Raw genomic sequence first — 18,127 nt, 5'->3', positions numbered from 1 at the left:
GCGCCGAAGCGGTGGGCCGGACCGGCTCCGGCCACGGGGCCTCGCCCGTTCGGTGCGCACGGCCCCTCGACGTGCGCACCCATCCGGCGGGACGCCGGGCACCGGGTCCCCCGTGGCGGCGTCTCCGATGCGGTGTACCGGTGTCGCCGCGGGCGTCCTCGTCCGGTCCTGTGACCGAAAGACGGTTCCGGCTCGTCGCTCCACCAGCCAAGGTAGTGGCACGACGCCGGTGGAGCGCGCTCCTTCCACGGATGTGGGGGGTGTGTCCTTGCCCCCACCGGCCGCGGAGCGTGACCGTCCCGGCCCCCGCCGGGGCGGTCACGCGCGCCGATGGTGGACTACAGGCCCAAGGGCAGGGTCATCTCGCCGAGCGGGGTGCCCTGGGTGATCCCGTCAAGCAGGCCGCCCACGCGCTCGCCCTCTCGGGGCGCGCCGGCGTCGCCGGTGGCCGCGCCCCGGTCGAGCGGCGTCCCGCCGGGGAGGAGAGCACCGAGCAGACCACCACGGGGCCGCTCGCCGGTCGGCCGGTCCCCGGTGCGCTCACGGGAGGCGGCGTCCTCGACGTCGCCGCCCGCGTGGTGCCGGATCCCGGGCGTGACCTCGGTCTGGCCCGGCTGGATCTGGACAAGCCCCCCGAGCGGGCCCCCGCCCACCAGCGAGTCCGTGGTCCCCGCGAGCCTGCTGACGGAGAGGGACGGGGCGTCGCCCATGTGGTTGATCCGCTGGATCGGCCCGTTGGTGGCCGGGGTGCCCAGCGCGTTGTCGCCGACGGAGGGCTTCAGGGTGACGGGTCCGCTTCCGTCGAGTCCGGTGGCCGAGCCCAGGGCGGCGGGGTCGATCAGCTCACCGCCCCCACGGGGCCCGGTGCGCAGCCCTCCCATCTCGCCGCCGACCTCTCCCACGGCGTGCAGGGCGGCGCCGGGAGCGCCGGCCACGGTCGGGGTCACGTGCTGGGCGGCCATGCCGGGAGCGCCGGCGATGGAGCCGACCACGTCGGCGGACGCCGCGCCGGCGCCCAGGGCGATGAATCCGGCGGCGCCGGCGCCGATGAGGGCGAGCTTCACGGGGGTGGACGTGAGACGGAACATGGTCGAGGTCCTTTGCAGATGTGTCGTTAAGGAGGTGTCGATCCCTCCGGGACGGCGTCCCGGAGCGCGGGCGTCTCGGTGGGGAGCGCACCGCGGGAGTGGGTTGACCAGGGGGCCGCGGCCGGCCGGGGCGCGCCTGGGGGACGCGCCGGCGGGGCCGGGTCAGTCGAGGGGTCGAGCGGACCGCCGACTGACGTGAATCCCGTGTCCCGTCGCGTGCACGGGACTCACGTCAGCCCCCAGCCGGATACGGCTGGGACGGGAGAGCTCAAGAGCGCAAAAGCCGATCGGCCTTTGGCCGAGCGCGAGACGGGCGCTAGTCGGGGGAGAACGACGGATCGTCGACGGGGTTGTGCGGCATGCCCCGCTCGGCTCCGCCGATGACGGCGCGGCCGGAGGCCGCGGGACGGGGCTCGGGGACCGTCGCGAGGTATCCCGTGACGAAGGTGAACGGGGCGCCGGCCTGTTGGGGGGCCGCCGGGGCGGTGGCCTGGGCCGGGGAGCGGTGGAGGTCGCGCTCGGGACCGGCCGTGTCGTCGCGCAGGTCGGCGCGGCCGTGTCCCACCTCGCCCGTTGTCGCCGTCGTGGCCGCGGGCGTGGTCTCGACCGTGGTGGCGGCGAGGAGGGGAGGCGCGGAGGGGCGCGGTGTCTCGGGCCCGTCCTGCCGGGGGACGGGCCGGGGCTCCCGATGCGCTGGGGCGGTCTCGGGCCGGGGCGCCGTGGTGGCGGGCTGGCCGGGGGCCGGGTCGGAGACGCCGGTGACCGCGGTTTCCACGTCGGCTCGGGTATGGCGGGCGAGGGCGGCCACCGGCGCGAGGTCGGCGACCGGCCCGATCCCGGCGGGGGCCACGATCTCGTCGACGACCTCGATCGGGTGGGACGCCAGGTCGGTGACGGGGTCCCCCGTGGTGGTCGTCGAGGGGATGAGGGCGCGGGTGGCCTCCTCGACGGCACCGGTGGTGTCACCGAGAAGGGCTTCGTCAAGGGTGTCGGCGGTGGCCGGGGCCGCGCCGAGGAGCCAGGCCGCGGCGGCGATTCCGGCGAGGACCAGCAGACGCCACGAGATACGCCCGTCGGCGGCGCGCGCGGCGACGACGGCGCGCGGTCCGCGCTGCGTCGTCCGGCCGTCACACGCCACGGCGCATCATCTCCCTTCGGCGGGATGGGCGGTTCAGGACCGCCCATCCGGTTACTGATCGTGACCGTAGCATGATCCTGCGTGTCCGCAACCCTGTTCGGGAATTCTCCGGCGGCTTCTTCGCGATCGACCAGTCCCCGGGCTCTCACCAGCGCTTTTACTGGATCCCCTGGAAGGCCGCCCACCCGAGAAAGATGATTTTTCGCTTTCAGGACTAAAGTCCACACATTTCCTATCTTTTGGCTGCTTTCCAACGCCATTTTGGAACGATGTGCTGGATCCAGGCGCCGGGAACGGGAAGGCCCGGCGCCGCCACGGAGGGGAGCGGTCACAGCCCCACCGACCCGGAACAGAGCAGCTTTCCCCTCATTTCCCCTCGTCTGCTCGCGCGGCCCCCACCGCATTTCGGACCCGGTGGAGACAGACCCCGGCGATCGCGCGGATACCGGGTTGCGTGACCGCTCCTCGTCGGCCCCACCAGTCCCGGTCGTCCCGAAAAGGACGGTCCCGCCCTCCCTCATCGCGTATCGGGATAGCGTGTACACCGGAGGTGTGGACACGTGCCCGAGCCCCACGACGATTCCGGGCAGCGCCCCTTGCTGCCCCAGATGCGCCTCGACGATCTCCTTTCGGAGCTGCACACCCGCCTGGAGGCCGCACTGTCCACACGCGACCGCGTACGGTCCCTCCTGGACGCGGTGGTGTCGATCGGCAGCGACCTCGACCTGGCCACCGTGCTGCGTCGGCTCACCGAGGCCGCCGCGCACCTGGCCGGGGCGCGCTTCGCCGGATTGGGCGTGATCGGCGAGGAGGGGCACTTCGTCGAGTTCATCCCCGTCGGCATCAGCGACGAGCAGGCGCAGCGCATCAGCCGTTTCCCCCACGGCGACGGGCTCCTGGGATTTCCCACCCGGCAACGCGCCCCCTTGCGGCTCAGCCGGGTCCAGGACCACCCCAGCGCCACCGGCTTCCCCGAGGGTCATCCCCCGATGACGACCTTCCTCGGAGTGCCGATCCAGGTACGCGACGAGGTGTTCGGCAACCTCTACCTCACCGACAAGGAGGACGGCGGGGAGTTCGACAAGGAGGACGAGGCCATCGTGACGGCGCTGGCCACCGCCGCCGGTGTCGCCATCGAGAACGCCCGCCTGTACGAGGAGACCCGACAGCGCGAACGCTGGCTGTCGGCGTCCACCGAGATCACCACACGGCTGCTGTCCGGCGTCGACACCGACGAGGTGCTGGGCTACCTGGCCCAGCAGGCGCGCGAGATGTCCAACGCCGACATCGCGGTGGTCCTCCTGCCCGACGCCGCCGACGAGAACCTGGTCGCCGAGATCGCCGACGGCCCGCTCGCCAAGGAGATCATCGGCACCCCCGTGGTCATCTCCGAGACGCAGTGCGGCGCCGCCTACCGCGAGGGCAAGGCCATCGTCATCCCCGACCTGCGCTACGCCAACTGCCCCATGCTCAGCCACCGGGGATTCCGGCCCGGCCTGCTCATCCCGTTGGGAACCCCCGAGCACACCCGGGGCGTCCTGCTCCTGGGCAAGTCCGGCGTCCGGGCGCCGTTCGACAGCTCCACCCGAGGCATGCTCGACGCCTTCTCCGGCCAGGCCGCCGTCGCGCTGGAACTCGCCGAGGCCCGCCAGGACGCCGAACGGCTGGTCGTCCTGGAGGATCGCGACCGCATCGCCAAGGACCTGCACGACACCGTGATCCAGCGGCTGTTCGCCTCGGCGATGACCCTGATGAGCACGCTGCGCCTCGTCGACGACGCCGAGGCCGGCGAACGCCTCCAGCGCACGATCGACGACCTCGACGAGACGATCCGCGAGATCCGTTCGACGGTGTTCGCCCTCCAACACCCGCCCACGTCGACCGACATGTCGCTGCGCGGGCGCGTCCTGGCCGCCGTGGAGACCGCCGGTCGCGCGCTCGGCCGCCGTCCGGGACTGACCTTGGACGGGCCGCTGGACACCTCGGTGCCCGAAGAGATCGCCGAACACCTTCTCGCGGTGCTGCGTGAAGCCCTGTCCAACGCCACCCGCCACGCGCACGCCGAGGAGGTCAACGTCCGCGTCACGGTGGACGGGGAGCTGTCCCTGGAGGTCCGCGACAACGGTGTCGGCATCCCCGAAGGGGGCCGGCGCAGCGGCCTGCGCAACATGGACGAGCGCGCCCGCGCCCTCGGCGGGGAGTTCACCACCACGCCGCGCGAGGGCGGCGGGACCGTCCTTGCGTGGCGGGTCCCGCTGCCCTGCGCGTCCGACGACTAGCCGGGGATACGCCGCCCGGTCACCAGCTCGATCGCGATCCGCAGGAAGTGCGTGCGCGGGCCGGGCGCCCAGGGACGCAGCGGCAGCCGCTCCAACTCGGCGCGCTGCGCGGGGTCCTCGACCGCCCGGCACGGGCCGACCACCATGACCGACCATCCGGTCCGGGCCTCGATGTCGAACTCGTCGACCTCGAAGGCGACGACCGCGTCGCGTGTGGCGCGCGCCAGCCGGGACCCCTCGGAGGTGCGCACCACGATGTCGGAACCGTGGACGAGGAAGTTGACCGGTTGCACCGCGGGAAGCGCGCGCTCGGTGAAGACGATGCGCCCGATCGGCGCCATGGCGAGCAACCGTAGGCACTCAGCGCGTTCGAGTACCTCCATCCCCGCGGTGTCGATCCCCATTTCCCCCGTCTCCCCCCATGTCTCACCAGCCGTGCGCTGCGGCCGGTCCGGCCACAGGATCACGACTTCCTACTGCGCATCTGGGCGATGAGCACGGCCGCCTGGGTCCGGCGTTTCAGGTCGAGCTTGGCCAGCAGGCTCGACACGTAGTTCTTCACCGTCTTCTCCGCCAGATAGAGCCTTTCCCCGATTTGGCGGTTGGTCATGCCCTCGCCGATCAGTTCCAGGATCTGGCGTTCCTGCGGGGTGAGGGCGGCCAACGGGTCGGGCTCCGCGGTCGCGCCGCGCAGGCGTTGCAGCATGCGCGCGGTGCTCTTGGGGTCGAGCAGCGAGCCCCCGCCGGCGACGGTGCGGACCGCTCCCACCAGGTCGGCGCCGTGGATCTGCTTGAGGACGTAGCCGGCCGCCCCGGCCATGACCGCCTCGAACAGCGCCTCGTCGTCGGCGAACGACGTGAGCATGAGGCAGGCGATGCCGGGATCGCGCGAGCGGACCTCACGGCACACCTCGACCCCCGACCCGTCGGGCAACCGCACGTCGATGACCGCGACGCTGGGGCGCACCGCCGGGATGCGGCCCACCGCCTGCTCGACGGTGCCGGCCTCGCCGACGACCCTCATGTCGCCCTCCCCCTCCAGGAGGGCCGCGACCCCTCGTCGCACGACCTCGTGATCGTCGACCAGAAAGACCGTGATCGGTTCCGGCGCGGCCGTACTCGTCATCTCGCCTCCGCCTCCTACTCGTCCCCTGCAATGACGGTAACGCGCCGCCCGACAGCCGATCGCGCCGAAGGGCTCGTTCCCGCCAGGACCAAGGTCCCGAAAGGGACGAGAGGGTTTTCACGTTCGGTCACCCACCGTGATCTGGGACAACCTCGCGCCGCCAGCGCCCCGTCGCGGCCTTCCCGGCCGCCCCCGGCGAGGACGGCGAACTGCGCGAACCCCGGACGTGACCGACCGTATCGGCCTACGATTGGGCGCGACGGCCCCGGAACCCGTCCCGGTCTCCCGGCCGGACGGTCCAGGTGCGCTTCGCCGTCGAGGGGCCGGCCCGGACGTTGAGGGGCTCCGGGCCGGGAACGGTGTCGCGCGCGGCGTGGACCACGCGGTCCCGGAGCCGCGCCACCCGGCCGACCCCCGTCAGCGCGGTGCACGGGAATACCGGCCGGGTGGCGTATGTTGTCAGGTGGTGCGGGGCGGTGCGGTAGTAAGTGTCCCCCGGGCTCACAATTCGCCTTCGCGGAATACCGCGTCCGGCTCTCGCCACGGCGGGACGTCCGGGCGGTCTCATGGAGCCGCGTTGTGCCATCCGCCGTGAGGCGACCGCCGTGCCGTTCCCACCTCGTCCGCCCCCGCCGGTGTCACCGGCGGGGGCGTCGTCATGTCCGGGCCGGGCCGTGGCCGTCCGGTGGCGCCGGCCACCACTCCTGGGGGCGGGCCCGTTCGAACGCCCGCGCCGCCGCGAGGACGAGCCCGTCGGCGTGGCGGGCGCCCACGATCTGGAGGCCGACCGGCAGCCCTTCGGCCGTGAACCCGCACGGCAGGCTCGCCGCGGGCTGCTGGGTCAGGTTGAACGGGTAGCTGAACCCCGCCCAGGAGGTCCAGCGGCGGCTCGGCCACCGCCGCGGCGTCTCGCGCCCCGCCTCGAACGCGGGGATCGCCGTCGCCGGGGTCAGCAGCAGGTCGTAGGTGTCGTGGAAGCGGCCCATGAGCTCGCCCAGCGACATGCGGGTCGCCATCGCCGTCAGGTAGTCCTGCGCCGAATAGGTCAGCCCCTCCTCGACGATCTCCCGCAGTCCGGGGTCCAGCAACGCGCGCCGCTCCTCGTCCAGGGCCTCGGTGGCCTTGGCCGCGCCGGAGAACCACAGCACGTGGAAGTCCCCGACCGGATCGGCGAACCCGGGATCGACCGGCTCGACCCGCGCGCCGAGCTCGTCGAAGACCGCCGCGGCGGCCGCGACCCGTCCGGCGACGTCCGGATCGACCTCGACGTGGCCCAGCGTGGGACTGAACGCCACGCGCATCCCCGTCAGCGGGCGGTCCAGCCCTCGGGCGAACGACTCGGCCGGCCGGGCCAGCGCGGCCCAGTCGCGGCTGTCCGCGCCGCACAGCACGTCGAGCATGAGCGCGGCGTCGGCCACGGTCCGCGTCATCGGACCGGAGTGGGCGAGGGTGCCGAACGCGCTCGCCGGATAGTGGGGGACCAGGCCGTAGGTGGGTTTGAGCGCGACCACCCCGGTGAAGGACGCCGGGATGCGCACCGAACCGCCCCCGTCGGTCCCCGTGGCCAAGGGGCCCATCCCGCGGGCCACGGCCACGGCCGCTCCCCCGCTGGACCCGCCGGGCGTGCGGGAGAGGTCCCAGGGGTTGCGGGTGACACCGGTCAGCGGGCTGTCGGTGACCCCCTTCCACGCCAGTTCGGGGGTGGTGGTCTTACCGAAGAGCACCGCCCCGTGCTCGCGCAGCCGGGCGACGGCCGGGGAGTCCTCCGGCCACGGCCCCTTCGGGTCGATCGTGCGCGAGCCGCGCAGCGTCGGATGGCCGCGGGTGAGCATGACGTCCTTGATCGAGGCGGGGACACCGTCCAGGAGTCCGCGCGGCTCCCCGCGGCGCCAGCGCTCCTCGGAGGCCCTCGCGGCGACGCGCGCCTCGTCGGCCATCACCAGGCAGAAGGCGTTGAGCGCCGGGTTCTCCCGTTCGACGCGCGCCAGGACGGACTCGATCGTCTCGACCGGTGAGAGCTCGCCCGCGCGGTAGGCGGCGAGCAGTTCCACGGCGGTCAGGTCGGCCGGGCAGGTGAGGTCGCGTCGCACTCCCGCGGGGAGCGCGGACCGGTCGGTGGTCCCCTCGGTTCCGGTGGTCATGACAGCCCCTTCTCCTCGATGCGTACCGGTTGCGCGGCGGCCGGCCGCGACGGTCTCAGCCGCCTCTCACATAGCCCCGCCGCTTGTCGACGACGTTGCGCAGCGGCTCCCCGGCGAGGAAGCGGCCGAGGTTGTCCAGGAAGAGGTCGACCAGCTCCTCCCGCCACCCGAGGACGTCGCCCGACATGTGCGGGGAGACGATCACCCCGGGCAGGTCCCACAGAGGGGAGGAGTCCGCCAGCGGCTCGTGGTCGAACACGTCGAGCGCCGCGCCCGCGATGGTCTTCGAGCGCAGCGCGGCGACCAGGTCGTCCTGCACGACCAGCGCGCCGCGGCCGACGTTGACCAGCCGGGCCGTGGGTTTCATCCGGGCCAGGGCCGCGGCGTCGACCAGCCCTCGGGTGGCCGGGGTGAGCGGTGCGGCCAGGATGACGTAGTCGGCCCGCGGCAGCGCGGAGGCGAGCTCGTCGGAGGCGACGACGGTGCCGAAGTCGGGGTCGCCGTCGCGGGCGGTGCGGCCGGCGCCCTCCACCGTCATGCCGATGGCGGTGAGCCTGCGGGCGATCGCGCGCCCGATGGGTCCGGTTCCGACGACGAGCGCGTGCCGTCCCGCGACACGTTCGGTCTCGCGGTGCCGCCAGGTCCGCCGCCGCTGGAGGGCGAGGGTGCCGGGAAGGTCCTTGGCGAAGGCCAGCACCAGGCCGAGCACGTACTCGGCCATGGGCTCGTCGAACACCCCGCGGGAGTTGGTGACGACGACGTCGCTGTCGACGAGGCCCGGGAACATGAGGTTGTCCACGCCCGCGGTGGCGGCGTGCACCCAGCGCAACGTGTCGGCCTTGGGCCAGGCCGCCGCCAGGGCCTCGGAGAACAGGTCCCAGATCAACAGCGCGGTCGCGCCGGGCAGGGCCTCGGCGAGCCGGTCGGCGGTCGCGTAGCGCACGCTCCCGAGCCCGGGGTGGGCGTCGATGCGCTCCCGCCCGGGAGGCAGGTCGGCGCCGTGGAGGACGACGAGGTTCGGGGATCTGCTGGTCACGAGGCGGCTCCCGGATCGTGGCGGGCACGGCGTTGGAGTATCGACGATTCCCGTTCCGCGAGCGCGGTACCCGTGTTCGCGGGGCGCCGCCGCGGGCGGCCGGGCCGGCCCGCCTCCCTCCCCACCGGTACCGGGACTTTCCGTCACGGGGATGTAACAGACAGGCGCCCGGAGGCCATTGACACGCTAGGGAGCCTTCGTATGATTGTCAACAATCCGCGTATCCGCAGTCCTGCGGCGAATTCGACAGTGTTCCTGCTGGTCTCGCCCCTCTTGGCGAGCCCCGACCGGCCCTGCCCGGCGGGACCGCGCCACCCTCCGGTGGCGCCGACGCGACTCAGCCACCGCGTCCGCACCCACCCGAAACAGCCCGACGACGAAAGGGCCGATCCGACTATGCCCAGGTACATGACCATCAGCCTGGAAAAGCGCGGCGTCAGCTGCGTGGCGGAGCTCCTGGACAAGGACGCCCCCCGCACCTGCGACGCCGTCTGGGCGGCCCTCCCCCAAGGGGGCGACGTCTACCACGCCAAGTACGCCCGCAACGAGGTCTACACGATGGTGCCCCGCTTCGCCGACCAGGAACCCGGGCGCGAGAACACCACCGTCACCCCCATCCCCGGCGACGTCGTCTACTTCTCCTTCGACGAGGGCATGCTCGACCGCCGCTTCAAGGAGGAGAAGGGCATCGACTCCCTGCCCGGTGTCATCGACCTCGCGATCTTCTACGGCCGCAACAACCTCCTGCTCAACGGCGACGTCGGCTGGGTCCCCGGCAACGTCTACGCCACCATCGTCGACGGGCTCGCGCCCATGGCCAAGGCGTGCAACGACGTGTGGCGTTCGGGCGGTGTCGGCGAGCGGCTGGTGTACCGGCGGCTGGAGGAGTGACCCGGTCGGACCCGCGGACGCGGGACCGGTCGGACGAGAAACGAAGGAGGTGAGTGACCGATGCGGACCGATCTGACAACCGGCCGTGGGCCGAGTGGTGACGAGCAGGAGGAGCTGGTCATGGAGCAGTGGGTCGAGGCACCGACGGCCCTCGCGCCCCCGGCGCCCACGGCGGACACGGCCGCGCCCGTCGTCAACGGGTGGGCCGCCGGGCCGGCCCACCTGGACGCGCACGGGCCGTCCCGGGCCTTGGACAACGTCGTGGAGATCCCCGCGCTCGTCGAGCCGCCCGGACAGTCCGGTGTCGGCGTGGTGGCGCCGTTCGACTTCGCGCTGGACCGGGAGCTGTGGCGGTGGACGCCCGACGACGTCTCCCTGTACATCACCCGGCTCCCCTTCGTCCCGGTCCCGGTGACCGTGGACATGGCGTCGGCGTTGAGCGACGACGGCAACGTACGCCGGGCGACCCGCGACCTGCTCGTCCCCGAGCCCCTGGTGGTCGGTTACGCCTGCGCCTCTGGAAGCTTCGTCCACGGCGCCGCGGGCGAACGCCGGTTGCACGCCGGCATCCTCGAAGCCGGCGCACCCGCCGCCGTCACCACCTCCGGAGCGCTCGTGCGCGCACTGGAGGCGTTGCAGGCACGCCGCGTCGCGGTCGTCACGCCCTACGTCGACAGCGTCACCGAACGGCTGCTCGCCTTCCTGTCCGAACACGGCGTCGACACCGTCTCCAGCGTCGGGCTCGGCCTGCTCAACCACATCTGGAAGGTCACCTACTCCGAGGTCGCCCAGGCCGTGCGCGACGCCGACCGGCCCGACGCCCAGGCCGTGTTCATCAGCTGCACCAACGTGCTGACCTACGACATCATCGCGCCGCTGGAACGCGCCCTCGGCAAACCGGTCATCGCCGCCAACCAGGTGACGATGTGGTCGGCGCTCGCCGCGATCGGCCGCCGCGCGATCGGCGCCGGACAGCGGCTCGTGGACGCCACCGACCGCACCGCGGCCTGATCCGCCCCCGAGTGAGGAGAAGCAGCCCATGACGGCCACGATCGGTTTCCTGTACCCCGGCCACAGCGCCGAGGACGACTACCCGGACTTCCAGGAACGTCTCGGCGGCGATGTCGCGCTGCGGGTCGTGCACACGCTGATGCGCGAGGACGCCCACCGCGTGGACGCGCTGTTGGACATCGGCGGGGCCGACGTGCTCGCCGAGGGGGCGCGCGCCCTGCGGGCCGCGAACGTCGACGCCGCGGTGTGGGCGTGCACCAGCGGCAGCTTCGTGTTCGGCCGCGACGGCGCGCGCGCACAGGTCGAGGGGGTGCGCGCGGCGGCCGGCGCGCCCGCCTCCAGCACCTCGTTCGCCTTCGTCAACGCGCTGGCCCACCTGGGGGTGGGGCGGGTCGCGGTCGCCGCGACCTATCCGCAGGACGTCGCGGAGCGGTTCGCGGGGTTCCTCGGTGACAGCGGGGTCGAGGTCGTCGCGCTGGCCGAGCGCGGGATCGTGACCGCCGCCGAGGTCGGCACGCTCACGACCGCCGACGTGCTCGACTTCGTCGCGGCCGGGGACGTCCCCGCCGCCGAGGCGGTGCTCGTCCCCGACACCGCGCTGCACACCGCCGGTGTCCTCGAGACGCTGGAGGAACGGACGGGCAAACCGGTGTTGACCGCCAATCAGGTCAGCGTGTGGGAGGGGCTGCGATTGGCCGGCGTCACCGGGCCTCGAAGCGGTCTGGGCACCCTGCTCCGGTCAGGCGTTCCGTCCGATTTGGCACAGGTGAGAACATGAAAAAGTGATCCGATGCGCCCCGGAACGACCTTCCGGGGCGCGCGAACGATCTGAGAGGGCGTGGAAGTCATGACCGCTCCGGGCGAGCTCGAACCGGTTCCCCGGGAGTCCACCGCCGCGCTGATCGCCAACCAGCTGCGCTCGGCGATCATGTACGGATCGCTGGCACCCGGCGACCAGCTCGGCGAGACCGACCTGGCCGGCCGCCTCGGCGTGAGCAGGGGACCGCTCCGCGAGGCCATGCAGCGCCTGGTGCAGGAGGGGTTGCTGCGCAGCGAGCGGCATCGGGGGCTGTTCGTCATCGATCTGACGCCCGACGACGTGCGCGACATCTACACCGCGCGGCTCGCGGTGGAGCGCTGCGCCTGCGAGCTGATCATGCGGGGCAACCGCGGCGAGGCCCTGGCCCGGCTCACCGTGGCGCTGAACGCCCTGGTCGAGGCGGCCGAGACCGGCGACCGGGTGGCCATCAGCGACGCCGACCAGGCGTTCCACCGGACCCTGGTGAGCTGTTCGGGCAACTCCCGGCTGGAACGCATGGCCCAGACCCTGCTCGTCGAGACCCGCATGTGCCTGACGGTGATGCAGGAGGTCTACCCCGAACCCGCCGAACTGGTCGAGGAGCACCACAAGCTCGTCGAGGCCATCTCCGAGGGGGACGAGGACCTCCTGCTGCGCCTCATCGAGTCGCACATGCTGGAGACCGTCGACCGCATCAACGGGTCCGGTAACGGCGTCACCACCGGCTGACCGCTCGGGGGCGGAGACCGCCCGCCCCCGAGCGCGCACCGGTCAGTCGATTCCCGCGATCCCCACGTACTTGGTCTCCAGGAACTCGTCGATGCCGACCCGGCCGCCCTCGCGGCCCAGGCCCGAGTGCTTGACCCCGCCGAACGGCGCGGCCGGGTTGGACACGATCCCCTGGTTGAGCCCCACCATGCCGGTCTCCAACGCCTCCGAGACCCGGAAGGCACGGCCCAGGTCCCGGGTGAACAGGTAGGACACCAGGCCGTACTCGGTGTCGTTGGCCGCCGCCACGGCCTCGCTCTCGGACTCGAAGGAGATGACCGGGGCGACGGGGCCGAAGATCTCGGTGTGGGCCAGCCGGCTCTCCTGGGGGACGTCGGCCAGCACGGTCGGCCGGTAGAAGTAGCCGGCGCCGTCGCCCGGCCCGCCCCCGACGAGCACCCGCGCGCCGCGGCCCACCGCGTCGTCCACCAGGCCCTGGACCTTCTCGCGCGCCCGCGCGTCGATCAGCGGCCCCACCTGGACCCCTTCCTCGGTGCCGCGCCCCATCCGCAGCGCCGACATGCGCTCGCCGAGCCGGCGCGCGAACTCCTCGGCCACGCCGGCCTGCACGTAGATGCGGTTGGCCGCGGTGCACGCCTCGCCGATGTTGCGCATCTTCGCCAACATCGCCCCCTCGACCGCGGCGTCGAGGTCGGCGTCGTCGAACACCAGGAACGGCGCGTTGCCCCCCAGTTCCATGGAGGTGCGCAACACCTGGTCGGCGCTCTGCTTCAGCAGCGTGCGGCCCACCGCCGTGGAACCGGTGAACGACACCTTGCGGATACGGCCGTCGGTGAGCAGCGGCTCGGTGACGCCGCCCGCGTCACTGGTCGGGATGACGCTGAGCACGCCGTCGGGCAGCCCCGCCTCCTTCAGCACTGCGGCCAGCGCCAGCGCCGACAACGGCGTCTGCTGGGCGGGCTTGAGCACCATCGTGCACCCGGCCGCGACCGCGGGGCCGATCTTGCGGGTGCCCATGGCCATCGGGAAGTTCCACGGCGTGATGAGCATGGCCGGGCCGACCGGGCGGCGCATCACCAGGAACCGGGAACGGCCGTCGGGTGACACCGAGTAGCCGCCCTCGATGCGCACGGCCTCCTCCGCGAACCAGCGGAAGAACTCGGCGGCGTAGGCGATCTCGCCCTTCGCCTCGGCGAGCGGCTTGCCCATCTCCAGGGTCATGAGCAGGCCCAGCTCGTCCTGGCGGGCCATCAGCAGCTCGTAGGCGCGGCGCAGGATCTCGCCGCGCTCGCGCGGCGGGTGGGCGGCCCAGGTGGGCTGGGCGGCGTCCGCGGCGGTCAGCGCCGCGAAGGCGTCGTCCACCCCGGCGTCGGCCACCTCGCACAGCACCGCGCCGGTGGAGGGGTCCTCCACCTTGAACGTCGCCCCGGAGGCGGCGTCGCGCCACTCGCCTCCGATGAACAACTGCTTGGGCACCTGGTCGACGACCTGTGCCTCGCGGTCCGCGGTCATGTCGGCCCCCTTCCGGGCTCGTGCTCGCTCCGCCCCTCCGGGCGCGGTTCCGCCTCCTACGTCTTCCCGGCCGGCGGATCCGCTAACAGGGCGCGGGCACGGGGCGCGGCGCGTCTGGACACCGCCATGGCCGGGATGATTCCATAGCCGAGACGATTGTCAACAATCCTACGGAAGAGGTCCGAGCATGGCCGAGCAGCCGGTACGGCTCTCGCCCGCCCTCAAGCAGGCGACCCCGGTCCTCGCCGCCCGCGGCGAAGGCGCCTACATCTACGACGAGGACGACCGCCGCTATCTCGACTTCACCGCCGGGATCGGCGTCACCAGCACCGGGCACTGCCACCCCAGGGTGGTCGAGGCCGCCCAGCGCCAGGTCGCCACGCTCGTCCACGGCCAGTACACGACCGTCATGCACCGCCCCCTGCTGCGCCTGACCGAACGCCTCGGATCGGTGCTCCCCTCCGGACTGGACCGGCTCTTCTTCGTCAACGCCGGCAGCGAGGCGGTCGAGGCGGCGCTGCGCCTGGCCCGGCAGGCCACCGGACGGCAGAACGTCATCGCGTTCCAGGGCGCCTTCCACGGCCGGACCATGGCCGCCGCCTCGATGACCACCTCGGGCGTGAAGATCCGGGCCGGCATCGGGCCGCTCATGCCGGGGGTCGCGGTCGCGCCGTTCCCCTACGCCTACCGCTACGGGATGACCGAGGAGGAGGCCGGCGCGTTCGCGCTACGCGAGCTCGACTACCTGCTCGCCACGGTCAGCTCGCCGCTCGACACCGCGGCCTTCTTCATCGAGCCGGTCCTCGGCGAGGGCGGCTACGTCCCCGCGCCGGCGTCCTTCCTGGCCGGGCTGCGCGAACGCGCCGACCGGCACGGCGCCCTGCTCGTCGTCGACGAGGTGCAGACCGGCTTCGGCCGCACCGGGCGGTTCTGGGGCCACGAGCACGCCGCCGTACGGCCCGACATCCTCATCACCGCCAAGGGCCTGGCCAGCGGCTTCCCCCTGTCGGCCATCGCCGCGCCGGACGAGCTGATGGAACGGGCCTGGCCCGGTTCCCAGGGCGGCACCTACGGCGGCAACGCGGTGGCGTGCGCGGCGGCCCTGGCCACCCTCGACGTGATCGAGGAGGAGGGGCTGGTCAAGAACGCCGCGCAGATGGGCGAACGACTGCGCGAGGGCCTGGTCCGCGTCGCCGACGCCCACCCGGTGATCGGTGATGTGCGCGGGCTCGGCCTGATGCTCGGAAACGAGTTCACCGCGCCGGACGGATCCCCCGACACCGACACCGCGGCGCGGGCCCAGCGGGCCGCCGTCGAACACGGACTGCTGCTGCTCACCTGCGGGCCGCACGGCAACGTCGTACGGATGATCCCGCCGCTGATCGTCACCGAGGAACAGGTCGACGCCGCCCTGGACGTCTGGGAGCGCGCGGTCGCCGACGCGACGGCCTGACCCGGGCACCCGCGGTCCCGGGCGCGTGCCGGCGGCCCTGCGTGCGCCCGGCCGGGGTCCGGACAACGGCCGAGGCCGGGCCGGGGGTGAGAGTTCTCCCCGCGCCCCCTGGTCGCGTACCGTCCTCGCCGGGGGCGCGGCCTTCCGCCACGCCCCGCCCGCCGGCGACGACTCCCAGAGGCGTGTGTAGCCTCGCTCACACCCGCTCCCGGAGGTGCCGTTCACGGTCCGAACCCTCTCCGGAGCTGTGCTAGAGTTTTTCACGTCGCCAGGGGGACCGGACAGGGAAGCCGAGGCGACGGACAACAGAACAAGCACTCGTAGCTCAATGGATAGAGCATCTGACTACGGATCAGAAGGTTGGGGGTTCGAATCCTCCCGAGTGCGCCGCCATGAGACAGCGAAGATGAGGCCCTGCCTGGTAAAACAGGTGGGGCTTCGTCTTTTCTCGCGCTTCCCTGCGAGGATGCCGTGGGCTCCCGGTACGCATTCGGTACACATGGCCCGGGGGCCTTCCCTAGGCGGCCCGCTTCGCCGCGTTGTTCACCGCCTCGACACGGCGGAGGTCGATCACGTCGGCGACCTCGTCGAGTCGGTCCGGCCACAAGTGCCCGTAGGTATCGAGCGTCATCGACGGCTTGGCGTGGCCGAGCATCCGCTGAACGACGTAGACGTCCGCACCACCCGCGATCGAAAGCGACGCCGCAGTGTGGCGGAGCTTGTGGATCGTGAGCCCGATCCCGTCGAGCCCCGCGTTCTTGCGCGCCTTGTTGAACTCCCGGTTCCGCCAGTTCCGGATACGGAGCGGCTTATCCCGCCCAGTACGGAACACCAGCGCGTCAGGTTCCCGCCCGGCCACGAGGGGGCGTAGCTCTTCGACGAGCGACCGGAGCAGGGGTACGACGCGGCGTTCTCCCGTCTTCGGCGTGTCCTCGTACAGTTCCCCGTCGACCTCGTTGAACGCCGTGGTGACCTTGATGCGCCGACGGTCGAGGTCCACATGCTTCACCCGGAGCGCCGACGCTTCCCCCCAGCGCAGCCCCGTGTATGCGAGCAGGAGAATCAGCGTCCGGTTCACTCCCGCCGTGGCGGTCGGCCTGCCGTACTTCGTGCGCAGCTCCCCGGCAGCAGTCGCAAGCGCCTCGACCTGTTCATAGGTCAGGTAAACGTGATCGCTCGGCGGGAGCTTCGGCACTGGGACCCCCTTCGCGGGGTTGACCGCGAGCCGCCGAGGAACACACCAGTCCAGCACCATGGACAGCACCGAGTGGACGGTGCGCGTCTGAGATGCTCCGAGGTTCCTCCCTCCCTCCTCCTTGGGCTTCTGGAGACCGGCGAGCCACGCGGCGACGTCGTCGAACTCGATCGACTTCACCGGGAGATCACCCCACCGGGGAAGGATGTGGTCTTCGAGCACGTCCCGGTACTTGGACCGTGATGAACGCTTGAGCGCCTGTGCGTCGATCCACTGCGCCGCGACTTCACGGAATCGGATCTTGCCCGCCGACGGGTCGCGGTACGACCCCTCGGCAAGTCCGTTCTCGATCTCGGTCCGGTAGTTCTCTGCCTGCGGCTTCTTGGTGAACACCTTCGCCTTCGGCTTGCCAGCGGGGTCGTACCAGCGCACCCGCCACCGGCCCGGTGGCGTGCGCTTCGCGGCCTTCGCCTTCTCGACCGCCGCGCGGTACGCCGCGTGCTCGTTGCGGTCTTCGACCCAGACACGTGCCACTACTCGTCCACCTTCCTCTGTCCTCTCTTGTCCTGCACGGTCAGCAACCCCCGATCCCGCGCCCGGGTGATCCATCGGTTCGCCGTCGACTTCGGAAGGCCGAGAGCCTCCCCGACGGCCGGGACGGGCGCATGTCCGAAGATGAGCGCCATCCGGTAGAGGTAGGCCACCCACGTCAGCGCTTCCTCTGTGGGGCCGTGTTTGCCGAGGTCCTCCGGCAGCGGGCCTCGGCTGAGAAGCGTGAACCCTTGCAGGGCCGATGACACCCCGGCGTTCAGCACGGACAGAACCGGGATGGACCGAAGTGCGTCGCCAGTGGCCTCATCTCCCGATTCGGACTCGACGGTCAGGCTCTGGCACTCGTACCTGGATATCCCCTTGGTGTTTCCGTAGTTGGGATCGCCGCGGGCCCCTCAAAGGAGTCGGGCGGGTTCAAAGGGGTCTCCGCTTTTCATGGTCTGTAGTTGCCCCAGCGCGACACGTCCGTCTCCGGGTGGTGCATGCGAACGGCCCCCGGCCTTCCCCTCTTCGACAGGCCGGGGCCGTCCGTCCAGCCGGCTACCGGGGAGGAACCGAGGCCGCTCCACCGGTGTCCGGCCGTTCTCAGCCCGCCTCGTGGCTCGGTGTCCCCAAGGCTCGGCCGTAGGCGGGTGGCGGGGCGTTCATCTGCTCTTCAAGCCGCTCGGGCGTGGTCTCGTGCAAGGTCATCGCCGCTCCCGCGGCCCCGAGGTTGGTGGCCACCCAGGCGGCGGGCCGGCCGTGTTCGTCGAGAGAGCGCCACACGCGCCAACGGCCGGTGTGCTCGGCGTTGAGCCGTCGCAGGGTCGCCTCGTCCGGGCAGATGGGGACATGGCACACGGCCGTGGCATGTCCGGCCCGGACGGCGTAGACGTCGGAATCGGGTGCGCGTTCGACGAGCTCCAACGGCCTGTCCATGGCGCGCGCCCATTCCCGCAGTTCCACGAGATCGTCGAACACCAGCGGGTCGAGACGGTCGCTCATCGCGCGCCCACGCCGCGGTGGTGGCCACCGGCACGCTGCCAGAGCAGCCGGGCGAGTGTGTCGAGCCGGGGCGAGATGGGCAGGCCGGACGTGTCCATGGCGTAGAACCAGCCGGACGTCTCGCCGTACCAGATCAACGTGCGCGGGTGAGCGGCTTGAAGCCGCGCGGCTGCGGCGTGACCGGCCGCGTGTG

General features: G+C 72.2%; 17 protein-coding genes and 1 tRNA gene. 7 read left to right on the top strand and 11 right to left on the bottom strand.

Going from position 1 to position 18,127, the window contains the following annotated elements:
* Positions 1-338: 338 nt before the first annotated feature.
* Positions 339-1,088 carry a hypothetical protein gene (locus ACYVHU_RS15300; protein WP_078761876.1) on the bottom strand — a complete coding sequence of 250 codons (750 nt, stop codon included), beginning with the start codon at positions 1,086-1,088 and terminating at the stop codon, positions 339-341.
* A gap of 316 nt (positions 1,089-1,404) precedes the next feature.
* A complete protein-coding gene (locus tag ACYVHU_RS15295) occupies positions 1,405-2,226 on the bottom strand; it encodes a hypothetical protein (protein WP_498948823.1) in 822 nt (273 codons plus the stop codon).
* 608 nt (positions 2,227-2,834) lie between these two features.
* Here ACYVHU_RS15295 and ACYVHU_RS15290 point away from each other — a divergent pair.
* A complete protein-coding gene (locus tag ACYVHU_RS15290) occupies positions 2,835-4,505 on the top strand; it encodes a sensor histidine kinase (RefSeq protein WP_078762070.1) in 1,671 nt (556 codons plus the stop codon).
* Here ACYVHU_RS15290 and ACYVHU_RS15285 read toward each other — a convergent pair.
* The 4 genes from ACYVHU_RS15285 to ACYVHU_RS15270 all read right to left on the bottom strand — a co-directional run bounded on the left by ACYVHU_RS15285 (position 4,502) and on the right by ACYVHU_RS15270 (position 8,808).
* Positions 4,502-4,909 (bottom strand): pyridoxamine 5'-phosphate oxidase family protein, encoded by a 408-nt coding sequence (locus ACYVHU_RS15285; RefSeq protein ID WP_078761878.1) that lies wholly within the window; start codon positions 4,907-4,909, stop codon positions 4,502-4,504. The two genes, ACYVHU_RS15290 and ACYVHU_RS15285, sit on opposite strands and share 4 nt — an antisense overlap.
* A 59-nt stretch (positions 4,910-4,968) precedes the next feature.
* On the bottom strand, positions 4,969-5,631 hold the full coding sequence (locus tag ACYVHU_RS15280) for a response regulator (RefSeq protein ID WP_078761879.1): 663 nt from the start codon (positions 5,629-5,631) through the stop codon (positions 4,969-4,971).
* A gap of 656 nt (positions 5,632-6,287) precedes the next feature.
* A complete protein-coding gene (locus ACYVHU_RS15275; protein ID WP_078761880.1) occupies positions 6,288-7,772 on the bottom strand; it encodes an amidase in 1,485 nt (494 codons plus the stop codon).
* A gap of 55 nt (positions 7,773-7,827) precedes the next feature.
* Positions 7,828-8,808 carry a D-2-hydroxyacid dehydrogenase gene (locus tag ACYVHU_RS15270; RefSeq protein ID WP_078761881.1) on the bottom strand — a complete coding sequence of 327 codons (981 nt, stop codon included), beginning with the start codon at positions 8,806-8,808 and terminating at the stop codon, positions 7,828-7,830.
* Between the two features lie 408 nt (positions 8,809-9,216).
* Between ACYVHU_RS15270 and ACYVHU_RS15265 the strand changes: the two genes are divergently transcribed.
* The 4 genes from ACYVHU_RS15265 to ACYVHU_RS15250 all read left to right on the top strand — a co-directional run bounded on the left by ACYVHU_RS15265 (position 9,217) and on the right by ACYVHU_RS15250 (position 12,238).
* Positions 9,217-9,699: a DUF3830 family protein gene (locus ACYVHU_RS15265; protein WP_498948822.1), complete on the top strand. Its 483-nt coding sequence runs from the start codon at positions 9,217-9,219 to the stop codon at positions 9,697-9,699.
* Between the two features lie 60 nt (positions 9,700-9,759).
* Complete coding sequence (locus ACYVHU_RS15260) at positions 9,760-10,710, top strand: maleate cis-trans isomerase family protein (RefSeq protein WP_432937569.1); 951 nt, start codon at positions 9,760-9,762, stop codon at positions 10,708-10,710.
* Between the two features lie 28 nt (positions 10,711-10,738).
* Positions 10,739-11,488 carry a maleate cis-trans isomerase family protein gene (locus tag ACYVHU_RS15255; protein WP_078761883.1) on the top strand — a complete coding sequence of 250 codons (750 nt, stop codon included), beginning with the start codon at positions 10,739-10,741 and terminating at the stop codon, positions 11,486-11,488.
* A gap of 69 nt (positions 11,489-11,557) precedes the next feature.
* Positions 11,558-12,238 carry a GntR family transcriptional regulator gene (locus tag ACYVHU_RS15250; RefSeq protein WP_078761884.1) on the top strand — a complete coding sequence of 227 codons (681 nt, stop codon included), beginning with the start codon at positions 11,558-11,560 and terminating at the stop codon, positions 12,236-12,238.
* Positions 12,239-12,280: 42 nt separating this feature from the next.
* Here ACYVHU_RS15250 and ACYVHU_RS15245 read toward each other — a convergent pair whose 3' ends face one another.
* Positions 12,281-13,750, bottom strand: a complete 1,470-nt coding sequence (locus tag ACYVHU_RS15245) for an NAD-dependent succinate-semialdehyde dehydrogenase (protein ID WP_078761885.1) — start codon at positions 13,748-13,750, stop codon at positions 12,281-12,283.
* Positions 13,751-13,937: 187 nt separating this feature from the next.
* Between ACYVHU_RS15245 and ACYVHU_RS15240 the strand changes: the two genes are divergently transcribed.
* Both ACYVHU_RS15240 and ACYVHU_RS15235 read left to right on the top strand, forming a co-directional pair.
* A complete protein-coding gene (locus tag ACYVHU_RS15240; RefSeq protein ID WP_498948819.1) occupies positions 13,938-15,203 on the top strand; it encodes an aspartate aminotransferase family protein in 1,266 nt (421 codons plus the stop codon).
* Between the two features lie 314 nt (positions 15,204-15,517).
* Positions 15,518-15,590, top strand: a tRNA-Arg gene (locus ACYVHU_RS15235).
* A 130-nt stretch (positions 15,591-15,720) separates the two neighbouring features.
* On the opposite strand, the gene ACYVHU_RS15230 is transcribed toward ACYVHU_RS15235, so the two are convergent.
* From ACYVHU_RS15230 to ACYVHU_RS15215, 4 genes are all read right to left on the bottom strand, one after another.
* Positions 15,721-16,932, bottom strand: a complete 1,212-nt coding sequence (locus tag ACYVHU_RS15230) for a tyrosine-type recombinase/integrase (RefSeq protein ID WP_498948817.1) — start codon at positions 16,930-16,932, stop codon at positions 15,721-15,723.
* A complete protein-coding gene (locus tag ACYVHU_RS15225) occupies positions 16,932-17,213 on the bottom strand; it encodes a hypothetical protein (RefSeq protein WP_498948816.1) in 282 nt (93 codons plus the stop codon). Before ACYVHU_RS15225 ends, ACYVHU_RS15230 begins: the two co-directional genes overlap by 1 nt.
* A gap of 322 nt (positions 17,214-17,535) precedes the next feature.
* Positions 17,536-17,934, bottom strand: a complete 399-nt coding sequence (locus ACYVHU_RS15220; RefSeq protein ID WP_078761889.1) for a hypothetical protein — start codon at positions 17,932-17,934, stop codon at positions 17,536-17,538.
* Positions 17,931-18,071 (bottom strand): hypothetical protein, encoded by a 141-nt coding sequence (locus tag ACYVHU_RS15215; protein WP_235000959.1) that lies wholly within the window; start codon positions 18,069-18,071, stop codon positions 17,931-17,933. The genes ACYVHU_RS15220 and ACYVHU_RS15215 overlap by 4 nt, the downstream gene beginning before the upstream one ends.
* Between the last annotated feature and the right edge of the window lie 56 nt (positions 18,072-18,127).

It is taken from the genome of Marinactinospora endophytica (assembly GCF_054780875.1).
This window is presented reverse-complemented; position numbering and strand designations above follow the sequence as displayed.